Consider the following 26,169-nt stretch of genomic DNA (forward strand, 5'->3'; position numbering starts at 1 on the left):
TGTCAATAACTTCTGAGAGTGGTGCCGAGACAGGAGCCGTCAGAGCGATTTCATGCCGGTAGTGGTGTCGCCAGCACGATGTCGACTGTCGCGCGCTGTTGCCTCAGTCGCAGTTAGGCGCCGTCGGCATCGAGGGAGGCGAGGTAGTCGGCGTTGCCGCGTAGGGCGGGTTTGTAGCGTTCGAGCTCGTCGGCGTGCACGTGGTCGGCGAGGAGTGTCAGCAGGCTGCCGAGGGCCGTGTTCGCGCGGCCGGCGGCGTGCAGTGTGAGCGCCTCGAAGGCGCCGAGGGCGACCGAGCCGGGGAACTCCTCGCGGGCTCGCGCGAAGATGTCGAGGGACTCGTCGAGCCGCCCGAGGTTGCGCAGGGTGCTGCCGTATTGCAGATAACAGCGGCGGCGGATGTCTCCCGACAGCCCTGCGGCCATCGCGCGTTCATAGAACCCGACGGCGGTCTCTTCCTCGCCCGCCGTGTCATAGGCGCCGCCGACCTCGTAGAGCACGCGAGGCTCGGACGGGTGCGCTTCGTAGATCGGCAGGAGCGCCGCGATCGTGGGCCCCATGTCGTCGCGGTTGCGGCCGGCGAAGATGCGGTCCAATTGGGCGTCGAGGGCGGCAGGCGTCATGCCCCTATCCTGGCCGACGAGCCGACGAGCCGACGAGCCGACGAGCCGACGAGCCGACGAGCCGACGAGCCGATGAGCCGATGAGCCGACGAGCTGTCGGGTGTCAGCGCTCGTCCGGGCGCAGCCCACTGACGAAGGCCGTGAGCTCGGCCGCCACGAGCTGCGGCGTCTGCCAGGCCGTGAAGTGACCGCCGCGGTCGAGGTCGGTCCACCGGCGGATGTCGCGATAGGTGCGCGCCGCATAGCTGCGCGGCAGCCCGCGCTCCCCGTGCTGCACCGCCACCCCGGCGGGCACCGTGATCTCGGGCAACTCGGCTTGCAGCCGGTGGTCGCGGTAGGGCGCGAACGACGTGCCGATGCTGCGCGTGAACCAGTAGAGGCACACCGTGGTCAGGAGTTCGTCGTCGCTCCACCACTCGCCCTCGCCCGACCAGGCGAGCAGCTTCTCGACGATCCACGCCGCCAGACCCGCGGGTGAATCGCTCAGCGCGACGGCGAGCGTCTCGGGTCGCGTCGACTGCATGGCCGCGTAGGCGAGCGAGCGCTTCCAGGCGGCATCGTGGTCGGCCACCCAGCCGGCCTCCTCCGCCGTGAGGTTCTGCGCGCGCGATTCCGGCGGGAATGCCGCGTGGGTGGCGAAGAGGCCGAGCACGGATTCGGGGTGGAGCGCCGCCATCCAGTCGCTCGTCGTCGACCCGACGTCTTCGCCGTAACAGACGTAGCGGTCGTAGCCGAGCGTGTCGACCATGAGCGAGTGCATGAGCTCGGCGACGACGGGGCCGGTGAAGGGGCGGTCGACGAGCGCGGGGGACGGCCCATAACCGGGCAGCGAGGCGACGACCACATCGAAGACCACGTCGGCGTCTCCATCCGCGGTCAGCAGGCGTGCCAACGGCAGCATCTCGATGAACGAATACGGCCACCCGTGAAAGACGATGACGGGCACTCGGTGCCCGCGAGCCTCGGCCGGCGCCCGCACATGGGCGAAGTGAATGACCTGGCCGTCGACCGTCGCCGTGAACTGCGGCACCGCCATTAGCTCGCGCTCGACCCGCCGCCAGTCGAATCCTTCCCGCCAGTGATCGAGCAACCCGCCCAGGCGCTCGAGACCCAAACCGCTCTCCACCGCCGCATCACCGATCGGCTGCGGGAGCGCCGTGCGCTCGAGCCGGGTCCGCAGGTCGGAGAGCGCGTCGTCGTCGATCGTCAGGCGATAAGGCTGCATACCAGCAGGCTAGGGCAGGCCACCGACGGTGGTCGGGCGGTGCCGCAAGCCCCCTGCGGGATGCGCCGATCGGTGCTGGGATGAAGGCATGACTACTCTTGCTATCGTCGGGGCCGGCCGTGGCCTCGGTGCCGCCGTCGCCCGCCGTTTCGCCCGCGAAGGTTTCGCCGTCGCCCTCATCTCGCGCAACCGCGAACACGTGGATGCCCTCGCATCCGACCTGGCCGCAGAGGGCATCAGCGCCGCCGGTTTCGTCGCCAACGTGCGCGAGCCCGCCAGCATCGCGGCCGCCCTCGAAGCAGCCACCGAGAAGCTCGGACCCATCGAGGTGCTGCAGTACAGCCCGCTGCCGCAGAAGGACTTCATGCGCCCGGTGCTCGAGACGACGTCGGCCGACCTCGTCGGACCCGTCGAGTTCTCGATCTTCGGGCCCGTCGCCGCGGTGCACCAGGTCGTGCCGGGGATGCGTTTCCTGGGTGGCGGAAGCATCCTGTTCGTCAACGGTGGGACCGCCGTGAAACCGGTCGGGCGGCTCGCGGGCACCTCCATCGCGTTTGCGGGACAGAGTGCCTTCGCGACGATGCTGCACGACGAACTCGCGGGTGACGACATCCATGTCGCGCAGCTCATCATCCCGGGATCGATCGACGAGAACCACCCGCAGAAGAACCCGGCGGCGCTCGCCGACCTGCTCTGGAACATGCACAAGGAACGCAACGAGTTCCGCACCTACGCCACCGAGCTCGACGCCGACTGACGGGGCCGCCGGCGAGCGTCACTCCATGACGTAGGCCTGCGCCGTCGCGCGAGACAGGTCGAGTTCCATGCCGATGCCGGGTTCGACGTTCGGCGTCAGCAGCCCGCGCACGGGTGTGACGGGGTTGCGCAGGAACAGCTGGTGCACAGCGTTCCACTTGATCAGGTCTTCCTGCATGGGCGTGGATGACGGCGACTGCGCCAGCGAGAAGTGCAATGTGGCGGCGGCCGAATGCCCGTGCGGGATGACCATGACGTCGTGCGCGCTCGCGGCCGCAGCGATCTTGAGCGTCTCGCTCAGGCCTCCGCACCAGTAGATGTCGGGCTGCAGAACGTCGACCGCTCCGGCATCCAGGAATCGGTGGAAGCCCCACCGCGTGTACTCGTGCTCACCGCCGGCGATGGGGATGTCGAGCCGATCGCGCAGCCGTGCATACCCGTCGATGCGGTCGGGCATGAGCGGTTCTTCGAGCCACCGCGGCTGGTAGGGCGTGATGCGGCGGGCCAGCTCGGCCGTGTAGGTCGGGTCGAAGGACTGCCAGCAGTCGAACATGAGGTCGTAGTCGGGTCCGACGGCCTCGCGCAGCGTGCGGACCAGTTGCACGTTGGCGCGCATCCCCTCGTAGCCGCTCGACGGGCCGTTGGCGAAGAACCACTTCTGGGCCACGTAACCGGCGTCGCGATAGGCGGTGGCGCGCGCGGCGACCAGGTCGGGGTCGCTCACCGAGAAGCCCAGCATCGAGGCGTAGGCCGGGATGGATGTCCGCGTGGGCCCGCCCAGCAGTCGGTAGACGGGCTGATCCATCCACTTTCCGCGCAGGTCCCACAGGGCGGCGTCGACGGCCGAGATGGCGAGCATCGTCTGGCCCTGGCGGCCGTGCACCTGCGTGCGGTGCATGACATCCCACAGCTTCTCGCCCGCGATGCCGTCGGCGCCGACGAGGAGCGGGCGCAGGTCGGAGGCGATGATCTGCGCGATGCCCGCCGTGATGGGGCCGCCGCGGCCGACCACCCCGGCGCGCGTCGTGATCTCGACGAAGTACGTCTGCACCGCGAACCCGTCGGGGCCCTGCTCGCCGCCCTCGGCGTAGTGCGCGTCGCGGATCTCGGGGTAGATGTGGGCCGGGCGCACCAGCCAGTCCTCCCAGAGGTCGCCCTCGGTCGGCAGCGTTCCCGCGAGGCTCAGGATGCGGACGGACGCGATCGCGGTGTCGGGAGAGGCCCCGGAAAGGGCGGATGCGCCGGTTCCCGCGGTAACGGCAGGGTCGACGGTAACAGGTGCGTCGGTGGGCGTCTCGGTGTATTCGGTCATCGGAGCTCCTTCGAGGGGCGGAACGCGGTTCCGCTGGCCTGGGCGATGCCGCCGGCCTGCTTCGCCGCGAGGCGGATGGCGAACGTGAGGGCGACGGCCGCGAGCACGCCCATGAGCGCCAGCCACAGCAGGCCGCCCTGGAAGGTTCCGGTCGACTCCTTGATGGCGCCGATGACGGCCGGGTTGACGACACTCGAGATGTTGCCGAAGGCGTTGATGAACGCGATGCTTCCGGCCGCGGCGGCGCCACCGAGCAGCGCGGTCGGCACGCCCCAGTAGGCGGGCAGCACGCCGAAGACGCCGATCGCGGCGATGCACAGGGCCACGAACTGGATGATCGGGGTGGGGGCCAAGGCGGCACCCACGAGCCCGACGACCGCGATGCCGAGCGCGAGGTAGACGGCATCCGATCGACGCTTGGCCCGGTCGGCGTAACGGCCGAGCAGGATCATGCCGAGCAGGCCGAAGGCGTAAGGCACGGCGGCGACGAACGTGGTGCCCGTGTTGTCGAGGCCGAGCGGTCCGAGAATCTGGGGCAGGAACGTGCTGATGGCGCCGTTGAGGTTGGTGAGGCCGTAGTAGGCCAGGGCGAAGACGAGGATGCGGGGGTTCAGCAGCATCCGAAGAATGCTCTGGTGCTTCTTTTCGCCGGGGGCTTCGGCGCGCTCACGCTCGAGGGTGGTGGTGAGCCAGCTGCGTTCGGAGTCGTTGAGGAACTTCGCCGTTTCGAGGCTCTTGGGCAGCATGAAGAAGAGCATGAACGCGATGACGACGGCGGGCAGGCCCTCGATGATGAACAGCCACTGCCAGCCGCGCAGGCCCAGGATGCCGTCCATGTGCAGCAGCAGGCCCGAGAGGGGCGTGCCGATGACGAGGGCGATGGGGATGCCCATGGTGAAGATGGCCATCATGCGCCCGCGGTATTCGCGTGGGAACCACTGCGTCAGCAGGAAGATGACGCCCGGGAAGAAACCGGCCTCGGCGGCACCGAGGAACGCGCGCATGACGAGGAAGCTCGTGCCATCCCAGACGATGGCGTGCAGCGCCGAGAAGATGCCCCAGGTGACCATGATGCGGGCGAGCCAGACGCGCGCGCTGAAGCGGGCGAGTGCCAGGTTGGACGGGATTTCGAGCAGCACGTAGGGGATGAAGAAGACACCGGCGGCCAGGCCGAAGATGGCGGGTGTGATGCCCAGGTCGGCGTTCATCGTGAGGGCCGCGACGCCGATGTTGGCGCGGTCGATGATGGCGATGAAATAACCGGCCACGAGCAGCGGCATGACGCGCCAGGCGAGTTTGCGGATGACCGCTTTTTCTTGAGTGGGGGTCGTAATGGCCACGTGTCCTCCTTTGGACGTTGCTTGCCGACACGCTACCGGAAACGTTTCCGTTAAGTCGAGCCCCGCGTATGGCATTCTTGGATGACCTCGAAAGGAGTCCACATGGCGCAGGTCGGCATACGCGATGTCGCCGAGGCGCTCGGGCTCTCGATCTCGACCGTTTCGCGGGCCATGAGCGGGCATCCAGAGGCCAGCCCGCAGACCGTTGCGCGCGTGCGCGAGGCCGCATCTCGTCTCGGCTATCGCCCGAACCAGGCGGGTCGTGCACTGCGGCGCGGATCCACGGGTTCGGTCGCCCTGTTCGTTCCCGTCGATACGGCTCGAACCTCGCTCGGTGAGACCTTCTACTTCTCGCTCGTGGGCGGGCTGCAAGACATCCTGAACGACAGCGGCCTGGATGTCGTGATGGTGCCCACGCGGTCGGATGGCGACGGCCTGCGACAGGTGCGCGGCATGGTCGAGCGCTCGATCGCCGACGCCTACGTGCTGACGAACACGAGCTGGATCGATGCGCGCGTCGACTATCTGCAGAACGCGGCCGTGCCCTTCGTGACGTTGGGGCGCACCGAGCGCCGCGACCATCCGGCGATCGACCTCGACTTCGCGGGTGTGGCGCGCCAGACGGTCGAGCGGCTCGCGGGTGAGGGGCGGCGGCATCTCGCGCTGGCCAGCGACGACCGCGACATCACCGGCACCAATATCTTCATTGAGGCGTGGCACGACGCCGTGCGCGCCGCCGGGCTGGCCGAATCGACCGTCATCCGCGTGCGAGACTCGGCGGCTGGCGGCACTGAGCTGGCCTCGCGGTTGCTGGCGGGGCAGGGTGAGCGGCCCGACGGGTTGATGCTGCTGCAAGAGACGCTGGCGCTCGGCCTCTATCCGGAGCTCGAGCGGGCTCGCGTGGCCATCGGCTCAGAGCTCGCGGTCATCGGTTTTCGCGACAACCCCGTCTGCTCGATGCTGCAGCCCCACCTCTCGACATTCCACCTCGACCTGCACGCGCTCGGCACGCGCCTCGGCCAGCTCGTCATCGAAGCCGCGTCGGGTGCCCCCGCGAGCCCCGCCGAAGAGGTGTGGCCGCTCACCCTCGCGGAGGAACCTGCCGGGGCGACCTCATCCACAACCTCAAGAGCGACGAGCTGAGCGGCGCGGCATGTATGTCTCCGAGTCCGGGCCGCCCGACGCCGATCCGGTTCTCCTGCTGCACGGCGGGGGCGTTGCCGGCTGGATGTGGGATGACCTCCGCGCGCGACTCGAGACAACGCACCGGGTCGTCGTCCCTGACCTTCCCGGGCACGGCCGATCGGCGGATGAACCGTACGTGTCACACACGCGGACGCTCGAGCTCCTGCGCCGCGACGTGGGACCAATCGCTGCCCGCCGGCCCCTCTCGATCGTCGGTTTCTCGCTCGGCGCTCAGCTCGGCATCCGAGCCGCATCGGAGTGGCCGGGCCTCGTGCGACGCGTGGCCGCGGTCAGTGCCCAGGCCAAACCGTTGCCCTTCTCGGCCCTCACTCTGCGGGCGCTGAAACTCACCGCTCCTCTGGCCCGCCAGCGCTGGTTCGCACAACTGCAGGCGAAGGAACTCTTCATCCCGCCCCGGCTGATGGAGGACTACATCGCGACGAGCGCGGCAATCACGGTGCCGACGCTGCTCGCGGCGGTCGGGGACAACATCGCGTTCCGCGTGCCATCGGGCTGGGCGTCATTCGCCGGCTCAGCCCTCGTGATGGTCGGCAGCACGGAGCGCCGCTTGATGCGTGATTCGGCCGAGGCCATCCATGCGGCTGTGCCGAGGAGCACCCTCGAGATAGTCAGTGGATGCGGCCATGGCATCCCTCTGCAGCGACCTGAGTGGTTTGCCGAACGCATCACCGCCTGGTTGGCAGAGGGGCCGGCGCCGCGGTAGATTTCCGCGAGCGGGTCAGGGCCCACCGGATGGTGGTGAAGAGTGCGCCCGCGACGATGATGTGAACGAGCACGAGAGCGATGGCATCCGGTTCGACCCAGTCGATGCGCCACCCGGAGTCGGCCCAACCCGTGCCGCCGAGGAGGGTGCGGGTCACGGTCAGCTGGGTCCAGTGAAAAGCGACGGCGATGAACAGGGCTCCGCGAATCGGAATGCGGCGTGCGGCGACCAGGGCCAGCCCGAAGAGCGTGAGCTGGATGATGTAAACGATCGGGTCGTTGCCTGCCGGAAAAATTCTGATGGTGGCAGGCTCTGCTCCGAGTGCGGTAACGGTCAGCCAGGCTACTGGCCCGACGATGACACCGAGGAAGGGGAACAGGGCGGTCGTGCCGATGGTCGCGGCGGCGACACCGAAACCGTCCTTGAGGTTGGTCCAGACGTGCCCTCGAAGGGCCAGCTCTTCGGGGAGTGCTTCGTACAGGGCGAGAACGGCTCCGTTGATCACGAGGAAGGTGGCGAACGTGGGGACGTCGACGCTGTCGATGCGGATCCACCCGAGGGCGACCGCTGATCCCCAGATGACGATGCCCGTCGCCGCGCCCACGGCGAGCCCGAGCGCGAGAGGCGCCGCGGCACGTCGGTCGACGCCGAGCTCGCCGAGTGATCGTTTGTCCAGGTATCGACGCAGCATGACGATCGACGAGATGGCGAGAGCCGCCATGATGACGGCTTGGATGAGCGCAACCGGCAGGGCATCCAGGTCGAGATGCTGCTGGAGCGCTCTCGTGATTCCGGTCGCGAGGCCGAGAGCGACACCGAGGCACACCCAGCCCAACAGGGCTGACACGAGCAGGCGGATGGCTGGTCGAGCTCCTCGGCGGCGATCGGTGAGGCGACTCTGGGTGGCGGGTTCCATACGGCGTCCTCGCGGTTGACGGAATGTTTGATAACACGAACGTGTTGCCAACAAGCTAGCACGCGCGTGTTACTCTCACCGAATGCCGAAGCTCATCGACCATGCGGAACGCCGGGACGACCTCGCCGACGCCACCTGGCGCGTAATCATGCGCGACGGCATCACGGGCGTCTCGATCCGAACCGTGGCTGCCGAAGCCGGCCTGTCGACCGGGTCCCTCCGGCATGTTTTCCCCTCGAAGGTCGACCTTCTCGTCTATGCGATGCAGCTCGTCAACATCCGGGTGACTGCGCGCGTGACAGCGATCATGGCCGAAGCTGATGCCGGCGACCGCGGTCGAGTGCGGGCCGCCCTGCTCGAGTTCCTTCCGCTCGACCCGGGCCGTCGTGCCGAGATGGAGGTCAACGTCGCGCTGTTCGCCGAGGCGCACGTGGAGGCGATCCGCGAGGTTCGCGATGAATCGGCCGAGAAGCTGCGACGGGCGTGCCGTCACTTCCTCCAACGCCTGGGCACGAATGGACCCGAGGGGGAGTTGGACGACTCGGCCGCCGCGCTCCACGCGCTCGTCGACGGGCTGGCACTCCACCTGCTCATCGACGACAGCCCCTCGGCTCGCAAACGCACGGAGCGCATTCTCGACGCCCACCTCAACGCCGACGTTCGCGGCTGACATCGGCCGCGCTCCTACGATGGGTGCATGGAGACGGCGCTGGGCATGACGAGGAGAACGCATGGTGCCGCGTCGGGTCGTGCCGCTCGGCAGCCGCGCGCGTGGCGAGCACCGGTGCTGAGATTCGCGTTCGGGGTCGCGGTCGTCGCCGGGTTGTGGATCACCGTGGCGCCCACGGACGGGGAGGGACGTTGGGTTCAACTGGCGCTCGCGGCGCTTGCTGTGGCGGGCCTCGTGGCGAGTGGCCGCTGGCCAGTGCTCGCCGTCGCCGTCACGGGCACCGCCACCGGCGTTGCCGTGCTGCTTGGCCTGACCGCCGATCCTTTCGCGCTGACGGGCTTCACCGTTTTCGCGCTCGCGGAACAGCGCGGTTCCCGCCGGTTCCCCTGGTGGATGGTTGCGGGTGTGGCAGTTCTGCTCATCTCGTCCGCAGGGCTCAGCGCCGAGGGCGTCGAGGAGAGGTTTCGCGGGCTGCTGCTGAGCGCGGTGGTGCTCTCGGCATCCTGGGTCCTGGGGGTGCGCACACGCCAAGCGCGGGTCGAGGCGGCTGCTCGATCTCGAGCGGAGGAGCGCTTCCGTCTCGCGCGCGACGTGCACGACGTGCTCTCCCATTCTCTCGGCACCATCGGGGTGCGTGCCGGTGTTGCCGCGCACGTGACCTCGCTCGACGAAGCCGACCTGCGTGTCGCCTTACGGGACATCGAGCAAGGCGCACGGGAGTCACTGGCCGAGCTGAAAACACTCCTGCACCGCGAGCGCGCCGGCAGCTCCGACGCGCCCGAAGGTCTGACACCACCCTCGGCACAGCTGACAACCCTTCTTGCCGACACCGTCGAGCACGCAGAGCGCGCGGGGCTTCGAACCCGTCTCGATCTCTTCGGCGCGATCGATGAGCTTCCCGCCCCCGTGCGCGTCACCGTGCACCGGGTCACGCAGGAGGCCGTGACCAATGCGCTCCGTCATGCCACGGCCTCATCGTTGGTCATCTCGGTGCGAGCATCCTCCGACTGCGTTGGCATCGAGGTTCGAGACGATGGGCGCGGCGCGGCGACGGGTGTTCGCGAGGGGCATGGTTTGACCGGCATGCGCGAGAGGGTCGCGCTCGTCGGCGGTGTGCTCGATGTCACTGCCGGCGCGCTCGGTTTCACCGTCACGGCATCCCTGCCGCTCATCGGCGCACCGGTAGGCGGCGCGTCGTGACCAGCATCCGGGTGTTGATCGCTGACGACGAGCCCGACATTCGAGCATCCTTGAGCGTTCTCGTCGAGGACGAGCCGGAGATGTCGGTCGTCGCGGTGGCGGGTGACGGCGACGAAGTGGTTCGGCTCTCGAGCGCACACAGTCCGGATGTCGTGCTGATGGATGTTCAGATGCCGCAGATGAATGGGCTCGAAGCGACCCGCCTGCTCTGCGAACGCGCTGACGGCCCGCGGGTCCTCGTCCTGACGACGTTCGATTGGGACGATTACGTGTACGAGGCCCTGCGCGCGGGCGCCTCCGGTTTTCTGCTGAAGAACAGCCCGCCGGGCGAGATTCTGCGCGCCATCCGCGTCGCGCATGAGGGCAACGCCCTGCTCGCCCCCGAGGTGACCCGGCGGCTGATTGCGCGTTTCGCTCCGAGGGGAGGAGATGCGCGGGTCGAGCACCTCACCGCCCGGGAACGCGAAACGCTCGTGCTGATCGGGCGAGGGCTGTCGAATGCCGAGATCGCGACCGCACTGTTCGTGACCTCAACGACTGTCCGCACCTATGTGAGCCGCATCCTGACGAAACTTCATGCCCGCGACCGGGCGCAACTGGTGGTCGCCGCGTATGAGAGCGGACTCGTCGGCACCGACCCGCACGGCTGATCGTGCCGATGTTGTCGACTCTCGCAGACTGACGGATGCCGTCGCGCTTGCTTGAGTGATGGGATGATCGAAGTCAGCCATCTCGTCAAACGTCACGGCCACCGCACGGTCGTCGACGATGTCAGTTTTACCGCTCTGCCCGGCCGGGTGACGGGGTTGCTCGGCCCGAATGGCGCGGGCAAGAGTTCCACCCTCCGCATCCTGCTCGGCCTCGACCGGGCGACCTCGGGCGTCGCAACTATCGACGGCAGCCCGTATCGCTCGCTGTCTCGCCCGCTGCTGAGCGTCGGCGCGATGCTCGGCGGCCCGGGCGCCCACGCTGGCCGCACCGCGCGCGCCCATCTGACCTGGGTGGCCCAGTCGAACGCGATCCCCGAGCGGCGAGTCGACGAGGTGCTGGAGTACACCGGTCTGAGGGATGCTGCGCGCCGACGCATCGGCGGTTTCTCCCTCGGCATGGGCCAACGTCTGGGCATTGCGGCCGCGCTGCTGGGCGACCCGCGGGTGCTCGTGCTCGATGAACCGACGAACGGTCTCGACCCCGACGGCATCCGGTGGACGCGCCGACTGCTGCGTTCCCTCGCCGATGAGGGCAAAGTGGTGCTCGTCTCCAGCCATCTCATGACCGAGATGGAAGACACGGCGGATGATTTCGTGGTCATCGCCCGCGGCAGGGTCGTCGCCTCCGGCGCTGCGGCCGACGTCACAGGCAGCCATCGCACGCTCGAGGACGCCTTCTTTGCCCTCACCGACGAGGGCGCCGATTTCCGCTCCACCGGTCCGGATGGCGGGACACGGTGACCGGCATCGCACTCGTTCGTTCGGAGCTGACCAAGTCGGTCACGTCTCGACCGGCGTTGATTCTCGCTCTGGTCGCGATCCTTGGGACGTGGGTGATGGCCTGGACCAACGCCGCCTCGGCCGTCGGCATCGCGCCCGACGATCCGCGGTTGTTCGCCGCAGAGCCCATCCCGCTGGAGTATCAGGGCTTCGAGATGGCCGGTTTCGGCTACGTTCTCGTCGTCGCCCTCGCGGCCCTGTCGGCCGGCAGCGAATACGGGGCGGGCCAGCAGATCCGGGTCACGCTGCTGGCTACGCCTCAGCGACCGCGGGTGTTCTTCGTGAAAGTCCTGCTCCTCGCGACCACGGTCGCGGGGGTCGGATTTCTGACCATGGCCGGCTCCGTCGTCATCACTCACGCCGCAGGCTCCACGGGGGTCGATCCGCTGGAGCTGACACCCGCTATCTGGGCGAATATCGGTGGCGTTGCGCTTGCCTGGACCTTCACGGCCCTTATCGCCTTCGCTCTCGGCAGCCTCGCCCGGAGCGCGATCCTGCCCCTCATCCTCATCACGCCACTCGTGGTCGGCGTCGGTGATTTCGTCACCGGATTCTGGGATGGCGCGAGGTACCTCCCTATCGCTGCCGGGGCTGCGCTTTACAGCGATCCCGCTGCCGGCCTTCTCGCCCCCCTGGCCGGCGGACTCGTGCAGGCCGCCTGGGCACTCGTCCTGCTCGTGATCGCGGGGATCGTCTTCAACCGTCGGGATCCGTGAAGCTCGATGATCCCCCCGATCCCTCAGCCCCACCTGGCGCACTCGATCCGCGCGGAATTGACCAAGGCGTTCACGCTGCGCGGTATTCAAGTAACCCTTCTCGCCGCGCTCGTGGCACCGCCGGCCTTAGCTCTCGCTGCGGGGCTCGCGTTCGACCCGTCTGCACCCTCCTCGGCAGCGTTTCCGCGTGAGACCCACGGGTTCGAAACCGCGGGATTCGGGCAGCCTCTCGTCATCCTGCTCGCCGCGCTCATCGCCGGCACGGAGTACGTAGACGGTCAACTGCGCACCACCGCTCTCGCCACCCCTCGCCGCGGTCGTGTGCTTGCCGCGAAGCTCATCGTGATCGCGGCCCTCGCCATTCTGATCGGGCTGGTCGCCACGACAGCGGCCGTGCTGCTCAAGCACGCTGCCCTCGGAGAGCGCGGCCTGAGGATCGACCAGTTCACGCCCGGTATGGGCTGGAATCTGCTCGGTGTCGCCCTCAACTACCTGCTCATCGCGGTGATCGCCGCATCGATCACCGTGCTCACCCGCACCGTCGTCGCCACCCTCGTCGTGCTCGTCCCGTCGGTGCTCGGCCTGACCCTATCCCTGCTGGGGTTTTTCCCGGCGGTGAGGTACCTTCCCGACCTCGCCGGGATCCAACTCCTCACCCGCTACCCGGGCGTCGGGCTGCTCGAGCCGGTCGCGGGCGCTTCGGTGATGGCGGGCTGGGCCGCTCTCCTGGGCGGGGCGGCGTGGTTCACATTCCGCAGGCGCGACATCGCGTCTTAGCGGTATCGAGCTCGTGAGCCGTGGAGGCTGGTGGTCGACTATTACGCGGGATCAGGCGCCTCGGGGAAGAACAGTTCCTCGATTGGCCGCTCGAAAACCGCGGACAGGCGAAAAGCGAGGGGGAGGGATGGGTCGAACTTCCCGCGCTCGATGGAGATGATCGTCTGACGCGAGACGCCGAGCTCATCGGCGAGTCGCTGCTGTGACCACTCTCGGGACCTGCGTGTGTCAGCGATGATGTTGCGCACCTCAGGCCTTCCGGCGGAGCAGCTGGTAGCGGAGGGAGAAGCTGAGGAATGAGGCGGCGATCACCCCGAGCAGCACCAAGCGGGCATCGATCTGGCCGCTCCCCGGCATCAACGTGAGAACGAAAGCTCCGAGGGACGCCGCAAGAATGACATCCGTCTGGGCGCCAGCTGCTGCCTGCGTGTACCAGCGGGATTCGATCGACTCCTCGGGATCCTTCGCCGCCCCCTGCAATGTGGACCGGTCGACGATGATCGCCCACACCAGCAAGACGACGGGCACGGCCAAGCACAGCGCGAACACCGCGGCGCCCAGCCATGGTGCGGGCCCGGTCAGGCCGCTCATCGCGCCGACAACCCCCATGGCGATGCCCACGAGGAGCCCGCACGGTAGTGCGATTGCCATTGCCGGTCGTCGACCCGACCCAAACTTCGTGCGGCCCCATTTTGTGCGCTCGGTGTTTTCGCTCATGTCGTAACTCCTCGATGTACAGTTCGCTTTACGTGTCAAGTTCACTGTACATGGGTGCTGGGTGTGCATCAATGCCCGATAGGGGGGGCGGTGCCGCCCGGCCCCGGCCTGCGCAGCTCAGGCGCCGGCGGGGAAGGTCTGCATGCCGTCTTGGGTGAACACGATGATGTCCCTCAGCTTCCAGGCGTCGTTGAGATTGTCGGTCTGGATCGTCTGGCCGGCGGTGCGCGCCGTCTCGGCGGTCAGGTCGAGGGGGAGGAGCGTGCCGTCGGGCGCCAGCTGGGGCAGCACGTAGATATCGACGATGGTGTCGTCGGGGATGAAATAGAGCACCGAGCCGTAGTTCGGGCCGGCCGCGGGCTTGAGGGTGAGGAAGATGCGGGCGAAGCGGGTGCCCTGCACATACTTTTCCTTGCCGCCGACCGTGTTGACCGCCTCGGGGGCGGTGATGATCCCTCTGATCGTGGATGCCGCGGGGTCGTAGCCGCTGTCGGCGAGGATCTGGTGCAGCTGCGGTGTGACCGACGTCGGCCGCACCCCGGCGAGCAGGCCCTCGAAGTCGACCGCATAGGTCATCTCGAAAGCGCCGGCATCGAAGCTGCTCGTCTGCAGCTCGACGCCCTCGATCTGGCCCATTCGGCTCCAGGTGGCGACAGCGTCGGCAAGGGCCTGTGTGTCGGCGTCCAGGGGCATCGGCAGGTCGAGGTGTGGCCCCCCGCCCTTTGAGCCGGCCTCGATGATGCTGAGCTGGAAGCGGGCCGGGGCGTCGTAGGTGTCGGCGACGTCTTGCGTGACGGCCTCGGGAACACCCGACGCGTAGAACAGGTCGAGCGCCTCGAGGGTCGCCTCCTCGGCGCGGTCGGGGTCCTCGATGGCGAATTCCAGCGTGTAATCGGGGTAGCCGAGTGACTGGCTCGGGTCGGAGAGGCCGTCGACCTTCAGGAGTTGCTCCCGCAGTGCGGAGCTCGAGGTCTCCACCGGGTTCGGCGTCGATTGCGGCTCGGGCGTCGTGCAGGCGCTCAGTGCGATCGCCCCGGCCAGTGCGAGCACTGCTAGCGCGCCGCCCTTCGCACGCATCCGCACCCCCGGATCGCTCGAACCATGTGCCCCGCTTGCCGTATGCATATCGCCCCCTCCTGGTCCTCCCGCCGACTTTCGACGATCGACCACATCCGTGCCCGACCCTATCGGCATGCGCGGGGCCGGGGCGATGGGGAGTGGTCCCCTCGGTGTGCTCGTTGCTGTTGTGCGGGATGCCGTCCACGCCGTCCGCGCGCGGGCTGCGGATTCAGCGGCCCGCGAGGCTAGTGGCGCGCCGGTTCGGAGGCGTGGTCGAAGGCGTCGTCGACGATGTGGGCGACATGCGTATCGGCCACCGAGTAGGTGGCGTCGCGCCCCGAGCGCTCGACGTGGACGAGCCCGGCGGTGCGCAGGACGCGCAGGTGTTGGGAGACGAGCGGCTGCGAGAGGCGGGTCGCCTCGACGAGGGCCGTGACGGATGCCGGAGCGGCGGCCAGGTGCCGCAGGATGACGAGCCGCGAGGCCGAGGAGAGCGCTTTGAAGAGCTCCGCGGTGGCGGCGAGGCGGGCGTCGTCGGTCATCCACTCATATTAGCGATCGCGAATGCGTTCCCCGCCGAAACGAGAAAGACCCCGGCGCGAACCGGGGTCTGTCACGGGGTGGGCGAGGCTCAGTGCTCGTCGTAGTGGTCGCCGTGCTCGGCGTGCTTGTGGCCGTCGTGCAGGAAGTCGACGTGCTCACCGTGGGTGACGGCCTCGTGACCGCAGTCGGTGCCGTGCTGGTGCTGCTCGAGGGTGTGTTCTGCGTGGACTTCGGTGTCAGCCATGGTGGCTCCTTCGGTTGGTGAACGTCGTTGACACCAGCAAAACAGATACATAAACGAATTGCAATGTATCTATCTAATCGATAACCGTAATCGGGTTCACCTGTCTCGTGACCATGGGTGACGTTGTTCGTCGGCGCTTAACGATAAACGTTCTCATTATCAGATAGAGTTCGATCGCAGCCGAGCGGCACCGACGCGCCCGCTGCCTTTACCCGCCCCTCATCTAGCAAGGAACTTCATGCGCTCACGCGTTCCCTTGGGGATCTTCGCCCTCGGAGCCGTTCTGGTCTCCACAGGCGTCATCGCCACCCACAGCACCCCGATAGACCCGAACCGGGTGGCCCTGCCCGGTTCTGTGCCCAGCTGGTCGGACGATCGGACCGGAACGCCCTTGGCGGCCGCCGATCGCGAGCTCGACATCCGATTCAGCGTCATCATCGACGAGAAGCGCGCCGACGATGTGCCCGAGGTCGCCGCCTGGCTCACGCGAAACGGACTGCAGCCGGGCGACTACCGCGCCTCGGCCGGCATTCTGCCCGCGACCGGCACCGTCGATGCCGTCAGCGCAGCCTTCGCGACCTCGTTCCAGGCGTATGAGGTGGGCGGCACCGACGCCATCGCACCGCGCAGCGCGCTCTCGGTGCCCACCGAGTTGCCCGCCGTCGTCGGTGTCTCCGGCCTCATCCAGGCCGATACCTTCCGCCCCACGCTGTCGTCGCCCCGCGCCGCCGCACCCGTCGTCAGCCCCGACTGCGCCACCTACTGGGGCGAGAAGCTGAGCGACCAGTGGCCGGCCGGCCTCGACATCGAGAAGCGCTCGAACTCCCTCTGCGGCTACACCCCGGCCCAACTGCGCGCCGTGCAGCAGGTTCCCGCCGACGTCACGGGCGTCGGCGCGACCATCGCCATCGTCGCCGCCTACGACGACCTCGACGTCGAGGCGAACACCAACACGTACTTCACGGCTCAGGGGGAGCAGCCCTTCGCGCCCGGCCAATACGTGAGCCACTCGCCATCCAACCCCGACCCCACGCGCTGCGGCGGCCCGTCCTCGTGGACCGAGGAGCAACACCTCGACGTGCAGGCCGTTCACGCCATGGCACCCGACGCCCGGGTCATCTACTGGGGGTCGGATGATTGCACCACCACGTCGATGTTCACCCGCATCCTCGACGCTGTCGAAAACGGCGACCCGGATGTCATCTCCCTCTCGTTCGGAGCCCTCGAAGAGCTCGACACGGCCGACGACCGCACCCTGCTGAACCGCGTTCTCGTCGAGGCCGCCGCCCGCAACATCTCGGTCTTCTCGTCGGCCGGAAACGACGGCGACTACAGCAACTTCGGCGACCACGCGGGTGGGGCCGAGGTCACATCGCCCGCATCGAGCCCCTACATCACGGCCGTCGGTGGCACGAGCACGGGCCTGAACCAGGACGGCTCGCTCGCGGTCGAGGCCGGCTGGGAGACGCAGACGCGTTTCGCGCGCAACGGCGCCATCATCCCGCCCGGTTTCGTCTTCGGATCGGGCGGCGGCGAATCCGTCGTCTACGACCGGCCGAGCTGGCAGCTGGACCTGCCCGGACAGACGGGCACCGGGCGTCTGCTTCCGGATGTCGCGTCGCTCGCCGACCCCAACACCGGGTTCACGGTCTATGGCCCTCACGTCGGGAGCACGCAATACGTGAGCCACGGTGGCACGAGCCTCGCGACACCCATGGTCGCGTCGATGGTGGCGCTCGCCAAGGCGAAGACCGGCGTCGAAGTCGGCCTGGCCACTCCCTTCCTCTATGAGCTCGCCGGCACGGATGCTTTGCGCGACGTGACCCCGGCCTCGGCCGCCACGTGGTCGCCGAACGGCACCGAGAAGGATGCGCTCTACCCCGAGACGATCTTCGTCTGGGACACCAAACCGCAGTCGCTGCAATCGGCGCGCGGCTGGGACAACGTGACGGGCCTGGGCGTGCCGACCGGCTCCTCCTTCATCGAGAACTTTGGAAAGCTCAAATGACGACTCTGACCCCCTCCCCGGAACCACAACAGCACACCCACCCCCAATCCGGTTCCGGCCTCGGATCCGGATCCGGCTCTGGCGCTGGCGCTGGGCCGAGCGCGCGATCGCTGCGACCGAGCGCTCGCGGAATCGTCGCGGGCGCGCTCGCGGTGTTCCTCGCCGGCGGCGCCGTGATCGGGGGCGCCCTCTCGGCGACCGCCGACACCGCACCCCTGACTCAGGCATCCGGTGTCGAGATCTTCGACATCGACGGCGGCACGCTGCAAGCCAAGAAACCCCTCGCGGCCTGGTCGTCCGGGGCGACCGTGCGGCAGACCGCCGACAGCACGGGTGACGTGTTGAAGCTCAACACGACGCGCACGAGCGGCCTGGTGGCCGAGGCGCGCGCCGACGGAGCCTCCGCCACGATCGCCTCGGGTGAGTTCACGCTGCGCAACCGCGTGCCCGTCGTCTTCACGGGGCTGTCGGCCACGTGCGACACGAGCGGTGGCTCGGCGGTCGACTTCTCGAAACTGACTGTCGACGGCGTCGACATCACGGCATCCGCCCTGGCATCCCCGGGCTTCAGCTACGCGCTCCCGGATTCGATCTATGGCCCCACGCGCATCATCGTGGGCGAGCGGACGGTCGCGGCCGACGGACGACAGACCACGACGGCCCTGCGGGTCGAGGGCGAATCGGGCGCGTCGGAGATCTGGCGGGTTCGTGCGGGACAGGTGATCTGCGGGGTCGCGCCCGCCGCCACTCCGACCCCCGAGTCGACACCGGCGCCGACTCCCGCGCCGGTGCCCACACCGGCCCCGACGCCCGGCAACCCGAGTGACCCAGTGGCGACCTCGCCCCAGGTGAGCGGCGTGCGCGTCACAGCTCCCGACGGCACCGAGCTCATCGACGGCAAGCCGAGCGTGACTCGCGCCGGCGCGACCGAGACCGCCGACCTGCTCCAGGCCGACGACGGCTTCCCGGCAACGGCCCGCGACGTGACGGTCGCGACAGGGGCGGATGGCTCGGCCACCGCGTCGGTCGGCGAATTCACGCAGGTTCCCGACCGCTCCGAGCTCGGCGAATACCGCTGGAACGCCCTGCGCGTCTACGGCCTCGAGCTGGCCGTTAAGGCCGACGGCACATCATCCGTGTCGTTCGCCAACCCCTCGAGCGCCGTCTTCGTCAACGGCGTCTGGATCAACACCGCGACCGACCTCTACACGGGCGTCGACGCGGCCGGCACCGAACGCGTGCGCGTACACCTCAACGAGCGTGTGCAGAACACCGACGGTTCCACCACGATCACGGCCCTGCGCTACGAGGACCTGACGCACGCCAACCCCGACGTCCGCCTCGGCTCGGTCGTGCTTCCGGCGCCAGACCCGGTGGTCGTTCCGCCGTCGACCGGCGTGGGCATCGCGAGCACCGTCGGCGTTCTCGTGACCTCGCCGACGGGTGAGGCGCTCATCGACGGCCAACCGCGCGTGGATGCCGCCGGTGGCTCGGTCACGTCGGCACTCGTCGCCGCGTCCCAGTCGTTCCCGGCTCGGGCCAAGAACGTCACGGTCACGGCCGACAAGACGGGTGCCGCAGTCTCGCTCGACGAGTTCACGCAGGTCCCCGACACCTCGGCGATCGGCGAATACGTGTGGAGCGCCCTGCGCGTCTACGGCCTCAACCTGGCCGTGGCCCCGGATGGTTCCTCCACCGTCACCTTCGACAACGTGTCGAGCGCCGTCTTCGTCAACGGCGTCTGGATCAATACCGCGACCGACCTCTACACGGGCGTCGACGCGGCCGGCACCGAGCGTGTGCGCGTGCGCCTCAACGAGCGCGTGCAGAACGCCGACGGTTCCACCACGATCACGGCCCTGCACTACGAAGATCTGACGGGCACCTACCCGGATGTCCGCCTCGGCATCGTCACGGTCACACCCGCGTCGACCGAGCCAACGCCCAACCCGGCGCCGGAACCCACGCCTCCGCCCGGACACGGGGGAACCGAGCTGCCCGCGCGCCACGCGTATGGCGTGCAGGCGACGGGCCCGAGCGTCATCGACGCGACGCCCCTCGCATCCGCCGCCCCTGTGTCGGTGGAGCGCACCGAAGCCGATGCTCAGGCTCCGGCCGCTGGTGCTGCTGCTGTTGCAGACGCGCTCGTGCTCGGGGACGGGGCCGCCGGTCAAGTGAGCGTCGTGGCCCCGAGTGCGCGTGTCGACGCGTCTCGCTCCGAGGTGACGACGGGACCGATCTCGCTCTACCCGGGCACGACCATCGCGGTCGACCTGGCGGGCCTGACGGTCGTCACGACCCCCTCGTCGATCGAGGTCTCGTCGCTCGGAGGAACCATCGGCGACACGACCATAGCCGCCGGTCCCATCGCCCCCAACACGGTCGTGCCCCTCGCGGGTTCGAACGTGCGCGTTGTCTTGAACGAGCAGATCCTCACGGTCGACGAGGCCACCGTGATCGGCGTGCACGTGAGCGACACGGCCGGCCTCGGCGCCGACGTGCGCGTGGGTGCCATCACCTCCGCAGCCATCGAGGTCGCGCCGGTGCCCGACCCGTCGCCGACCCCCGACCCGTCGACGCCCGTCACGCCCGCAAACCCGGGCACCCCGGGTTCCGGCCTCATGCCCGGCGCCCTCACGCCCGACGGCAACAGCCCGGCAGGCACGAGCGGCACGAACAACCGCGGTCTCGCGGCGACCGGTGCCGAGAGCGGCATTGCCATCGGCTGGGCCGCGGCGGGCCTGATCGTCGCAGGCTTCGGCGCGCTCGCCCTCGCGAAGCGCCGACGCGGCACCCCGGCCTCGAGGAAGTAGCGCTAGGCGAATAAAGAAGGAGGGGGACGAGCGCGATTGCTCGTCCCCCTCCTCTACGCGCGCGACACGAAGGTCCTCCGCGCGGCAGTACCCGAGATGCTCGGGGCTGGCTCGCGCGCAACCGGCTCGCGCATCGGTGTTGCGCAAGCAGCTGCTTCGCTCGTCTAGTTTCGGGGCACGCGAGCCGAGCGCGGCGGGTCGAAGCGCGCGCCTTCCGGGTCCGGGCGCGTCACCGTGAGCACGAAGAGGGCTACCCAGCCGAGGATCGGGATGAAGCCGATGAAGAACCAGGCACCGCTGTGGTCGGTGTCGTGGATGCGGCGCCACAGGAGTGCCAGGCTCGGAACGATCGTCAGCGCCCAGAACGTGAAGGCGATCGGGTTGGGCGCCGTGATCGAGAGGCCGAAGGGCAGGGACTCGAAGAAGGGGTCGACAGCGTCGCTGCGCCCGGTGAAGTTGCCGACGTTGTTGAGGATGCCGGTGACGATCCAGGAGGTCAGCATCCACCACCAGTATTCGCTGCGGCTGGCGCGGCCGCGGAAGACGCCGTACTTCAAGAAGAAGCGTTTGATCGCGGCGAAGTAGGGCGCACGGTAGTACGGAAATGCGAGGGCGGGCTCAGGTCTCCGAGATGGGCTCATGCTTCGATACTGGCGTCTTCCACCGTGATGAGCCAACCGTCGAAACGGTTTCTGGTCACGTGGGCCCGTAGGATCGTCGGCAGTGATCATCACGCGCATGTCCTAGGCCCCGCATCCTCCGCTGCTCTTTTCGCACTCGTCAGGGATGTCGATCCGTTGTGCCAGAAAACGGGTTCTCTCGAGAACCCGCACGGCCCACCACGTTGATCGATCCCTGGAGAATGTCATGCCCATCCCCTCACGCGACGACCGTCGCTCACTTCTCGCCGCCGATTGCGCAAACTGTTTCGGCTTATGCTGCGTCGCCCTCTCGTTTGCCCGCTCGGCCGACTTCGCGTTCGACAAGCCCGCGGGCGAACCCTGCGCCAACCTGCAGACGGACTTCGCCTGCGGCATCCATGAGCGCCTGCGCCCGTCGGGGTTTCGCGGGTGCACCGTTTTCGACTGTTCGGGCGCCGGCCAGAAAGTCTCGCGGGACATGTATGGCGGGGTGAGCTGGCGCGACGACCCGGCCGTGCGCGCCGAGATGTTCGCCGTCTTTCCGGTGGTGCGTGACCTGCACGAGTTGCTGTGGTACCTCGCCGAAGCATCCGAGCTGTCTGTCGACGCGGCTCTGCGCGACGAGGTTGCCGCCGCATTCGCGAGCACACGTGACCTGACCGACCTCGCGCCCGGCGATCTGCTAAGTCGCGATATCGAGCCGCTTCGGTCGCGCGTCGGCGAGATGCTCGGGCGCGTGAGCGAACAGGTGCGAGGCCAGCTCACGCCGCCGTGGACGCCCTCCGCAGTGACGCGCAAGGTGGGCCCACGCGCCGACCTGATGGGTGCCCGGTTCGCGGGGCGAGATCTGCGCGGTGCCAACCTGCGCGGATCCCTGCTCATCGCCGCCGACCTGCGGGGCACCGATCTCACGGGCACCGACCTGCTGGGCGTCGACCTGCGCGACGCGGTGCTCGACGGGGCTCAGCTCGACGGTGCCCTCTTCGTCACCCAACGCCAGCTCAACTCGGCGCGCGGCAGCTCCGCGACCGTGCTTCCCGCTTGGGTCGATCGCCCGTCGCACTGGGGATGATGTGGGCTCCCGTCGTTCCCCGCGCGGGTATGGCCCAACCCCCAAAGACACATTTGACGGTGACGGCTCGGCGGGCGACGATTGCGGGATGTCTTCCCTCGACGAATTGCGCGCGACCGCCCATCCGATCCGTCTGCGTTTGCTGTCGTTGCTCACCGGCGCGGCGATGAGCGCGGCCGAAGCGGGACGCGAGCTCGGCTACTCGCAGGCCACCGCGAGCTATCACTTGCGCGTCCTCGAGCGCGCCGGGCTCGTGCGGGTGGTCGAGACCGTGCGGCTGCGGGGCGGGGAGGCGAAACGGTATCGCCACGAATCCTCGGCCGAACGCTTCCGGTTCGACGACGCTCAGGCGAGCGCGAGCGCGGGCATGACCGCGGATGCGGGCGCAGGCGCGGGTGCAGGCGCGGGTGAGGCGGGGACAGCTACCGGTGCGAGCGGTGCGAACGGTGCAGTCCGGGTGAGGACTGTTGTGCCGAGTCGTGCCGCTTCGAGTGCCGAGGACCGCGCTGAGTATGTCGAGGCCCTCATTCACGAACTGCGTCGCCGCAACGCTCGCCGCGGCGACGGCCCGCAGGTCTCGACCGACGCCGAGCTCTGGGTCGCCCCCGAAACCTGGCGCCGCGTCGTTCGTCACATCGGGGATGCGTCGGCCCTCCTTCATGCGGCCGCGAAACCCCCGCGCACCCCGGGCACGCGGCCCGTGTCGATGACGGCGGCACTCTTCCCGCTCAAGCGACCATGACGAACGAACCCCGGGCCGGGACCGGCGCGAATTCGACGCACTTGTCCGCCGGATCGGGCCAGGGCGACCGCTGCCCGAGCGGCGACCCGAGCGACTCGAGCGACTCGAGCCCTATCGTGGCGCCGGCGGGCCGCCCCGACACCGCGGGCGACGGCCGCACCACGATGAACCCGCTCCGTCACACCCCGTTCCGCTGGCTCCTCGCGGCTCGCACGACGAGCATCCTGGGCAACGCCATCGCGCCGATCGCCCTCGCGTTCGCCGTGCTCGACCTGACGGGTTCGGCCGCCGATCTCGGCCTCGTCGTGGCGGCGCGTTCCCTCGCCAACGTCGCGGTGCTGCTCTTCGGGGGCGTCATCGCCGACCGGCTTCCTCGTGACGTCGTGCTCGTCGGCACCTCGCTGGCCGCCGCAGCAACGCAGGGGGTGATCGCGGCCCTGGTCATCACGGGCTCGGCGACCATCGCGTTGCTCGTGCTGCTCGGCGTGCTGAACGGAGCGGTCGCCGCCGTGAGCCTGCCGGCCTCGGCCGCCCTGGTGCCCGAGACGGTTCCGACCGACCTCTTGCGGCCGGCCAACGCCCTGCTCCGCCTCGGCCTCAACGGCGGCAGCATTGTGGGCGCCTCGGCCGGTGCGGGCCTCGTCGCCGTCGTGGGCCCCGGTTGGGGTCTCGCCATCGACGCGGCCGGTTTCGCCGTCGCCGGCCTGCTGTTCTCGCGGATGCGCCTGCCGCGCCGGCCTCGCGAAAAGGGTGCCGGTCGCCGCCCCTCGATGTTCGCCGACCTGCGCGAGGGCTGGCGCGAGTTCTCGAGCCGGAGCTGGGTGTGGATCGTCGTCGCCCAGTTCGCGATACTCAACGCCGCGTTCGTCGGGGCGACGACCATCCTCGGCCCGGTTGTCGCGGATGCCTCATTCGGTCGCGCGGCCTGGGGTCTCGTCATAGCCGCGCAAACGGTCGGCCTGGCGGTGGGTGCCGTGATCGCCCTGCGCTGGCGGCCGCGCCGTGCCCTCGCGATCGGGGTCGCACTCATGGCGGTCACGGCCGTGCCTGTCGCGGCGCTCGGCATCCTGCCGCACCTGCCCGTCCTGCTCGGCGCGTTCTTCCTGGGCGGCGTGGCCCTCGAAATCTTCGCCATCGCCTGGGACCAATCCCTGCAAACCCAGATCCCGCGCGATGCCCTCTCCCGCGTGTACTCCTACGACATGGTCGGCTCGTTCGTCGCCATCCCGCTCGGCGAGGTTCTCGTCGGGCCGCTCGCGCATCTCGTCGGCACCGGCCCCACCCTGCTCGGTTGCGCGGCGATCATCGCGGCGGTCTCTGTGCTCGCCGCATCCAGTCGGAGCGTGCGAGGGGTGAGGGTCGAGAGAGGTCGTGCCGCGTAGGCCGCGATCGTCAGCGGGCGTTCCGTTGCCTGGACTGGTGGCGGGCCACGCGGTTGCGGTTGCCGCATCCGGCCGCCGTGCACCACACCCGGTTGTGCCGCGGCGAGGTGTCGAGATAGACCCAGCCGCAGGCGTCGTCGGCGCACTGCCGGGCTGTCGAGAGATCGCCCGTCAGCAGCTCGGCGGCGAGCAAGGCGATGCGCGCTCGGGGCGTCGCGAGCGTGAGGTCGAGTCGCCACTCCCAACGGTTGTCGGGTGAGTCGGCTTCGCGTTCCAGCCGAGCGGATGCGATAGCCCCGGCATATTCGGTGGACAGAAGCTCGGCGGCGGCCCCTAATTGTTCGAATACGGCCGCGAAGATCGCCTCCCGCATCTCCTGGATGGCGCTGTGCTCGCGCGCGGCCGCGTCGGGTTCGTGCGCGGCCGATCGCCGCAGCGCCGCGCAATCATGGGGCGACAGCAGCCCCATCTGCTCGCACCAGTCCACAACGTGGTCGTAGGAGCGCAGGGTGTCGATGAGTTTGGTCTCGCTCAAACGCCAATGCACTGTGTCGACGAGATCGAGGGCGTGGTGGCCTGCGACCTGAGGGTAGCTGAACTCGGCGGCGGACGACATGAATTCAATCTAATGCCTTTCTGGGCCTTGTGGCATTAGTTCTCGATCTGCCAGGGTCTAACGCATGCAACCCGTTTCGCCCATTAGTCGCGATCGGTCGACGTCTAGCCCCACCCGGGCCGCGCCTCGCCGACTCGGCCGCGACTTCTCCCGTTTCTGGACCGCGCAGGCGACCTCAGCCTTCGGTGCCCAGATCGGCGACCTGGCCCTGCCGCTCCTCGCCGTGCTCCCTCTCGGCGCGAGCGCCGGCGAGGTCGGACTGCTCGCGGTGCTGCGCTGGCTCCCGTTCCTCCTACTCGCCCTGCCGCTCGGCGTACTGGTCGACCGGCGTCGGCGCCGCCCGCTTCTCGTGGGCGCAGACATGGCTCGCGCCATCCTGACCGGGATGATCGTTGTGCTCGCGGTGTGCGGGGTGCTCAACCTGCTGCTACTCGGTGTGGTCGTGTTCTGTGTCGGCATCTTCACGGTGCTCTTCGAGGTGAGCTATCAGTCCTACCTGCCGGCTGTGGTCGGGCGACCCGCGCTCGAGCGAGCCAACGGGCGTCTGCAGGCCACGGCGTCGGCGGCGCAGGTGGGCGGGCCAGGGCTGGCGGGTCTGCTCGTGCAGGCGCTCGGCGCGCCCTGGGCCGTGCTCGCTCACGCGCTCACCTACGGCGCCTCGGCGCTGGCACTCATCGGCATCCGCACGCGGGAAGAGTCACCGGCACCGACCGGCCGACGGTTCTGGCGCGACCTGGTCGACGGCTTGAACGTGGTCCGCGCCGACCCGATCCTCGTCTCGCTCGCCGGTTTCAGCGGCATCTACAACCTCTTCGCCCAGTGGATCATGGTGCTCTTCACAGTGCACGCCGTGCGCGATCTCGGGCTGGATGCCGGCGGCGTCGGCCTCGTGCTCAGCCTCGGTGCGGTGGGCGCCGTGCTGGGGGCGCTTGCCGCACCCCGTGCCGTGCGGCACTGCGGTGCGGGCGTCGTGCTCGTCTCGTGCGCGGTCGCCGAATGCCTCGCGCTCGCGGTCCTACCGATCCTCGACCCGACCGTGCCGCAGCTCGTCATCATCAGCGCGCTCGTCGCGGCGTTCGCGGTCAATGGCGCGGGCACGGCCCTCTCGAGCGTCGTGGCCCTCACCATCCGCCAGCTGCGCACGCCCGACCGGGTGCTCGGCCGTGTCAACGCGACGCTGCGTTGGCTCACCTACGGCACGGTCGCTGTGGGTGCGGGCCTCGGCGGTCTCGCGGGTGAACTGTGGGGCACGCGGTTCGGCATCGCCATCGGATGCTCGGGGCTGCTGCTCGTGGTCCTCTGGGTCGCCCTCTCGCCACTTCGTTCCGTGCGTGACCCCCAGAGCCTCGACGTGACCGAGGCGCCGGCCGCGACATCCGCCGCCCCTCATGGGTAGGG

The 26,169-nt window shown here is 68.9% G+C and carries 27 protein-coding genes; 15 read left to right on the forward strand and 12 right to left on the reverse strand.

Going from position 1 to position 26,169, the window contains the following annotated elements; genetic code table 11:
• Positions 1–113: 113 nt before the first annotated feature.
• On the reverse strand, positions 114–623 hold the full coding sequence (locus ACUWEX_RS01295) for a tetratricopeptide repeat protein (RefSeq protein ID WP_445996846.1): 510 nt from the start codon (positions 621–623) through the stop codon (positions 114–116).
• A gap of 103 nt (positions 624–726) precedes the next feature.
• On the reverse strand, positions 727–1,848 hold the full coding sequence (locus ACUWEX_RS01300; protein WP_445996847.1) for an epoxide hydrolase family protein: 1,122 nt from the start codon (positions 1,846–1,848) through the stop codon (positions 727–729).
• Between the two features lie 88 nt (positions 1,849–1,936).
• On the opposite strand from ACUWEX_RS01300, the gene ACUWEX_RS01305 reads away from it, so the two are divergent.
• Positions 1,937–2,605 (forward strand): SDR family NAD(P)-dependent oxidoreductase, encoded by a 669-nt coding sequence (locus ACUWEX_RS01305; RefSeq protein ID WP_445996848.1) that lies wholly within the window; start codon positions 1,937–1,939, stop codon positions 2,603–2,605.
• 18 nt (positions 2,606–2,623) lie between these two features.
• Here ACUWEX_RS01305 and ACUWEX_RS01310 read toward each other — a convergent pair whose 3' ends face one another.
• Positions 2,624–3,916: an enolase C-terminal domain-like protein gene (locus ACUWEX_RS01310; protein ID WP_445996849.1), complete on the reverse strand. Its 1,293-nt coding sequence runs from the start codon at positions 3,914–3,916 to the stop codon at positions 2,624–2,626.
• The gene (locus ACUWEX_RS01315; protein WP_445996850.1) at positions 3,913–5,256 is read right to left on the reverse strand and encodes an MFS transporter; all 1,344 of its coding nucleotides are present in this window, start codon (positions 5,254–5,256) and stop codon (positions 3,913–3,915) included. The genes ACUWEX_RS01310 and ACUWEX_RS01315 overlap by 4 nt, the downstream gene beginning before the upstream one ends.
• Positions 5,257–5,358: 102 nt before the next feature.
• On the opposite strand from ACUWEX_RS01315, the gene ACUWEX_RS01320 reads away from it, so the two are divergent.
• Positions 5,359–6,399, forward strand: coding sequence for a LacI family DNA-binding transcriptional regulator (locus ACUWEX_RS01320; RefSeq protein WP_445996851.1), 1,041 nt, complete (start codon positions 5,359–5,361; stop codon positions 6,397–6,399).
• 10 nt (positions 6,400–6,409) lie between these two features.
• A complete protein-coding gene (locus tag ACUWEX_RS01325) occupies positions 6,410–7,165 on the forward strand; it encodes an alpha/beta fold hydrolase (protein WP_079726484.1) in 756 nt (251 codons plus the stop codon).
• Here ACUWEX_RS01325 and ACUWEX_RS01330 read toward each other — a convergent pair.
• On the reverse strand, positions 7,128–8,081 hold the full coding sequence (locus ACUWEX_RS01330; protein ID WP_445996852.1) for a CPBP family intramembrane glutamate endopeptidase: 954 nt from the start codon (positions 8,079–8,081) through the stop codon (positions 7,128–7,130). The genes ACUWEX_RS01325 and ACUWEX_RS01330 overlap by 38 nt on opposite strands.
• Before the next feature lie 82 nt (positions 8,082–8,163).
• Here ACUWEX_RS01330 and ACUWEX_RS01335 point away from each other — a divergent pair, with 82 nt between their 5' ends.
• From ACUWEX_RS01335 to ACUWEX_RS01360, 6 genes are all read left to right on the forward strand, one after another.
• The gene (locus ACUWEX_RS01335; RefSeq protein WP_079726486.1) at positions 8,164–8,751 is read left to right on the forward strand and encodes a TetR/AcrR family transcriptional regulator; all 588 of its coding nucleotides are present in this window, start codon (positions 8,164–8,166) and stop codon (positions 8,749–8,751) included.
• A gap of 45 nt (positions 8,752–8,796) precedes the next feature.
• On the forward strand, positions 8,797–9,951 hold the full coding sequence (locus tag ACUWEX_RS01340) for a sensor histidine kinase (protein WP_445996853.1): 1,155 nt from the start codon (positions 8,797–8,799) through the stop codon (positions 9,949–9,951).
• The gene (locus ACUWEX_RS01345; protein WP_143785271.1) at positions 9,948–10,601 is read left to right on the forward strand and encodes a response regulator transcription factor; all 654 of its coding nucleotides are present in this window, start codon (positions 9,948–9,950) and stop codon (positions 10,599–10,601) included. The genes ACUWEX_RS01340 and ACUWEX_RS01345 overlap by 4 nt, the downstream gene beginning before the upstream one ends.
• A 63-nt stretch (positions 10,602–10,664) precedes the next feature.
• Complete coding sequence (locus ACUWEX_RS01350) at positions 10,665–11,402, forward strand: ABC transporter ATP-binding protein (RefSeq protein ID WP_445996854.1); 738 nt, start codon at positions 10,665–10,667, stop codon at positions 11,400–11,402.
• Positions 11,399–12,157, forward strand: a complete 759-nt coding sequence (locus ACUWEX_RS01355; protein WP_445996855.1) for a hypothetical protein — start codon at positions 11,399–11,401, stop codon at positions 12,155–12,157. The genes ACUWEX_RS01350 and ACUWEX_RS01355 overlap by 4 nt, the downstream gene beginning before the upstream one ends.
• A gap of 6 nt (positions 12,158–12,163) precedes the next feature.
• The gene (locus ACUWEX_RS01360) at positions 12,164–12,934 is read left to right on the forward strand and encodes an ABC transporter permease (RefSeq protein WP_445996856.1); all 771 of its coding nucleotides are present in this window, start codon (positions 12,164–12,166) and stop codon (positions 12,932–12,934) included.
• A gap of 41 nt (positions 12,935–12,975) precedes the next feature.
• Here ACUWEX_RS01360 and ACUWEX_RS01365 read toward each other — a convergent pair whose 3' ends face one another.
• The 5 genes from ACUWEX_RS01365 to ACUWEX_RS01385 form a co-directional block, all read right to left on the reverse strand.
• The gene (locus ACUWEX_RS01365) at positions 12,976–13,182 is read right to left on the reverse strand and encodes a helix-turn-helix transcriptional regulator (protein ID WP_077054447.1); all 207 of its coding nucleotides are present in this window, start codon (positions 13,180–13,182) and stop codon (positions 12,976–12,978) included.
• Between the two features lies 1 nt (position 13,183).
• A complete protein-coding gene (locus ACUWEX_RS01370; protein WP_445996857.1) occupies positions 13,184–13,651 on the reverse strand; it encodes a hypothetical protein in 468 nt (155 codons plus the stop codon).
• 117 nt (positions 13,652–13,768) lie between these two features.
• Positions 13,769–14,728, reverse strand: a complete 960-nt coding sequence (locus tag ACUWEX_RS01375) for a hypothetical protein (protein WP_445996858.1) — start codon at positions 14,726–14,728, stop codon at positions 13,769–13,771.
• Positions 14,729–14,955: 227 nt separating this feature from the next.
• On the reverse strand, positions 14,956–15,252 hold the full coding sequence (locus ACUWEX_RS01380) for an ArsR/SmtB family transcription factor (protein ID WP_079726493.1): 297 nt from the start codon (positions 15,250–15,252) through the stop codon (positions 14,956–14,958).
• A gap of 89 nt (positions 15,253–15,341) precedes the next feature.
• Positions 15,342–15,497: a zinc transporter permease gene (locus ACUWEX_RS01385; RefSeq protein WP_079726494.1), complete on the reverse strand. Its 156-nt coding sequence runs from the start codon at positions 15,495–15,497 to the stop codon at positions 15,342–15,344.
• Positions 15,498–15,735: 238 nt separating this feature from the next.
• Here ACUWEX_RS01385 and ACUWEX_RS01390 point away from each other — a divergent pair, with 238 nt between their 5' ends.
• Positions 15,736–17,505: a S53 family peptidase gene (locus ACUWEX_RS01390; RefSeq protein WP_445996859.1), complete on the forward strand. Its 1,770-nt coding sequence runs from the start codon at positions 15,736–15,738 to the stop codon at positions 17,503–17,505.
• On the forward strand, positions 17,502–20,318 hold the full coding sequence (locus ACUWEX_RS01395; RefSeq protein ID WP_445996860.1) for a hypothetical protein: 2,817 nt from the start codon (positions 17,502–17,504) through the stop codon (positions 20,316–20,318). The genes ACUWEX_RS01390 and ACUWEX_RS01395 overlap by 4 nt, the downstream gene beginning before the upstream one ends.
• Positions 20,319–20,482: 164 nt before the next feature.
• Here ACUWEX_RS01395 and ACUWEX_RS01400 read toward each other — a convergent pair whose 3' ends face one another.
• The gene (locus ACUWEX_RS01400; protein ID WP_445996861.1) at positions 20,483–20,959 is read right to left on the reverse strand and encodes a DUF805 domain-containing protein; all 477 of its coding nucleotides are present in this window, start codon (positions 20,957–20,959) and stop codon (positions 20,483–20,485) included.
• A gap of 226 nt (positions 20,960–21,185) precedes the next feature.
• Between ACUWEX_RS01400 and ACUWEX_RS01405 the strand changes: the two genes are divergently transcribed.
• From ACUWEX_RS01405 to ACUWEX_RS01415, 3 genes are all read left to right on the forward strand, one after another.
• On the forward strand, positions 21,186–22,031 hold the full coding sequence (locus tag ACUWEX_RS01405; RefSeq protein ID WP_445996862.1) for a pentapeptide repeat-containing protein: 846 nt from the start codon (positions 21,186–21,188) through the stop codon (positions 22,029–22,031).
• An 88-nt stretch (positions 22,032–22,119) separates the two neighbouring features.
• The gene (locus ACUWEX_RS01410) at positions 22,120–22,773 is read left to right on the forward strand and encodes an ArsR/SmtB family transcription factor (protein WP_445996863.1); all 654 of its coding nucleotides are present in this window, start codon (positions 22,120–22,122) and stop codon (positions 22,771–22,773) included.
• Complete coding sequence (locus tag ACUWEX_RS01415; RefSeq protein ID WP_445996864.1) at positions 22,770–24,155, forward strand: MFS transporter; 1,386 nt, start codon at positions 22,770–22,772, stop codon at positions 24,153–24,155. The genes ACUWEX_RS01410 and ACUWEX_RS01415 overlap by 4 nt, the downstream gene beginning before the upstream one ends.
• Before the next feature lie 10 nt (positions 24,156–24,165).
• Here ACUWEX_RS01415 and ACUWEX_RS01420 read toward each other — a convergent pair whose 3' ends face one another.
• On the reverse strand, positions 24,166–24,771 hold the full coding sequence (locus tag ACUWEX_RS01420; RefSeq protein WP_445996865.1) for a CGNR zinc finger domain-containing protein: 606 nt from the start codon (positions 24,769–24,771) through the stop codon (positions 24,166–24,168).
• A 64-nt stretch (positions 24,772–24,835) separates the two neighbouring features.
• Here ACUWEX_RS01420 and ACUWEX_RS01425 point away from each other — a divergent pair, with 64 nt between their 5' ends.
• Complete coding sequence (locus ACUWEX_RS01425; RefSeq protein ID WP_445996866.1) at positions 24,836–26,167, forward strand: MFS transporter; 1,332 nt, start codon at positions 24,836–24,838, stop codon at positions 26,165–26,167.
• The last annotated feature ends 2 nt before the right edge of the window (positions 26,168–26,169 follow it).

The sequence above is a fragment of the Okibacterium fritillariae genome, assembly GCF_052783725.1.

Excerpts from the sequence above, each read along its gene's own strand:
- ACUWEX_RS01330 (WP_445996852.1), bottom strand. The coding sequence starts at position 8,081 with ATGGAACCCGCCACCCAGAGTCGCCTCACCGATCGCCGCCGAGGAGCT.
- ACUWEX_RS01425 (WP_445996866.1), top strand. The coding sequence starts at position 24,836 with ATGCAACCCGTTTCGCCCATTAGTCGCGATCGGTCGACGTCTAGCCCC.
- ACUWEX_RS01420 (WP_445996865.1), bottom strand. The coding sequence starts at position 24,771 with ATGTCGTCCGCCGCCGAGTTCAGCTACCCTCAGGTCGCAGGCCACCAC.
- ACUWEX_RS01405 (WP_445996862.1), top strand. The coding sequence starts at position 21,186 with ATGCCCATCCCCTCACGCGACGACCGTCGCTCACTTCTCGCCGCCGAT.
- ACUWEX_RS01295 (WP_445996846.1), bottom strand. The coding sequence starts at position 623 with ATGACGCCTGCCGCCCTCGACGCCCAATTGGACCGCATCTTCGCCGGC.
- ACUWEX_RS01395 (WP_445996860.1), top strand. The coding sequence starts at position 17,502 with ATGACGACTCTGACCCCCTCCCCGGAACCACAACAGCACACCCACCCC.
- ACUWEX_RS01375 (WP_445996858.1), bottom strand. The coding sequence starts at position 14,728 with ATGCGTGCGAAGGGCGGCGCGCTAGCAGTGCTCGCACTGGCCGGGGCG.
- ACUWEX_RS01415 (WP_445996864.1), top strand. The coding sequence starts at position 22,770 with ATGACGAACGAACCCCGGGCCGGGACCGGCGCGAATTCGACGCACTTG.
- ACUWEX_RS01370 (WP_445996857.1), bottom strand. The coding sequence starts at position 13,651 with ATGAGCGAAAACACCGAGCGCACAAAATGGGGCCGCACGAAGTTTGGG.
- ACUWEX_RS01320 (WP_445996851.1), top strand. The coding sequence starts at position 5,359 with ATGGCGCAGGTCGGCATACGCGATGTCGCCGAGGCGCTCGGGCTCTCG.
- ACUWEX_RS01360 (WP_445996856.1), top strand. The coding sequence starts at position 12,164 with ATGATCCCCCCGATCCCTCAGCCCCACCTGGCGCACTCGATCCGCGCG.
- ACUWEX_RS01310 (WP_445996849.1), bottom strand. The coding sequence starts at position 3,916 with ATGACCGAATACACCGAGACGCCCACCGACGCACCTGTTACCGTCGAC.
- ACUWEX_RS01300 (WP_445996847.1), bottom strand. The coding sequence starts at position 1,848 with ATGCAGCCTTATCGCCTGACGATCGACGACGACGCGCTCTCCGACCTG.
- ACUWEX_RS01380 (WP_079726493.1), bottom strand. The coding sequence starts at position 15,252 with ATGACCGACGACGCCCGCCTCGCCGCCACCGCGGAGCTCTTCAAAGCG.
- ACUWEX_RS01325 (WP_079726484.1), top strand. The coding sequence starts at position 6,410 with ATGTATGTCTCCGAGTCCGGGCCGCCCGACGCCGATCCGGTTCTCCTG.
- ACUWEX_RS01410 (WP_445996863.1), top strand. The coding sequence starts at position 22,120 with ATGTCTTCCCTCGACGAATTGCGCGCGACCGCCCATCCGATCCGTCTG.
- ACUWEX_RS01390 (WP_445996859.1), top strand. The coding sequence starts at position 15,736 with ATGCGCTCACGCGTTCCCTTGGGGATCTTCGCCCTCGGAGCCGTTCTG.
- ACUWEX_RS01385 (WP_079726494.1), bottom strand. The coding sequence starts at position 15,497 with ATGGCTGACACCGAAGTCCACGCAGAACACACCCTCGAGCAGCACCAG.
- ACUWEX_RS01400 (WP_445996861.1), bottom strand. The coding sequence starts at position 20,959 with ATGAGCCCATCTCGGAGACCTGAGCCCGCCCTCGCATTTCCGTACTAC.
- ACUWEX_RS01305 (WP_445996848.1), top strand. The coding sequence starts at position 1,937 with ATGACTACTCTTGCTATCGTCGGGGCCGGCCGTGGCCTCGGTGCCGCC.
- ACUWEX_RS01340 (WP_445996853.1), top strand. The coding sequence starts at position 8,797 with ATGACGAGGAGAACGCATGGTGCCGCGTCGGGTCGTGCCGCTCGGCAG.
- ACUWEX_RS01335 (WP_079726486.1), top strand. The coding sequence starts at position 8,164 with ATGCCGAAGCTCATCGACCATGCGGAACGCCGGGACGACCTCGCCGAC.
- ACUWEX_RS01350 (WP_445996854.1), top strand. The coding sequence starts at position 10,665 with ATGATCGAAGTCAGCCATCTCGTCAAACGTCACGGCCACCGCACGGTC.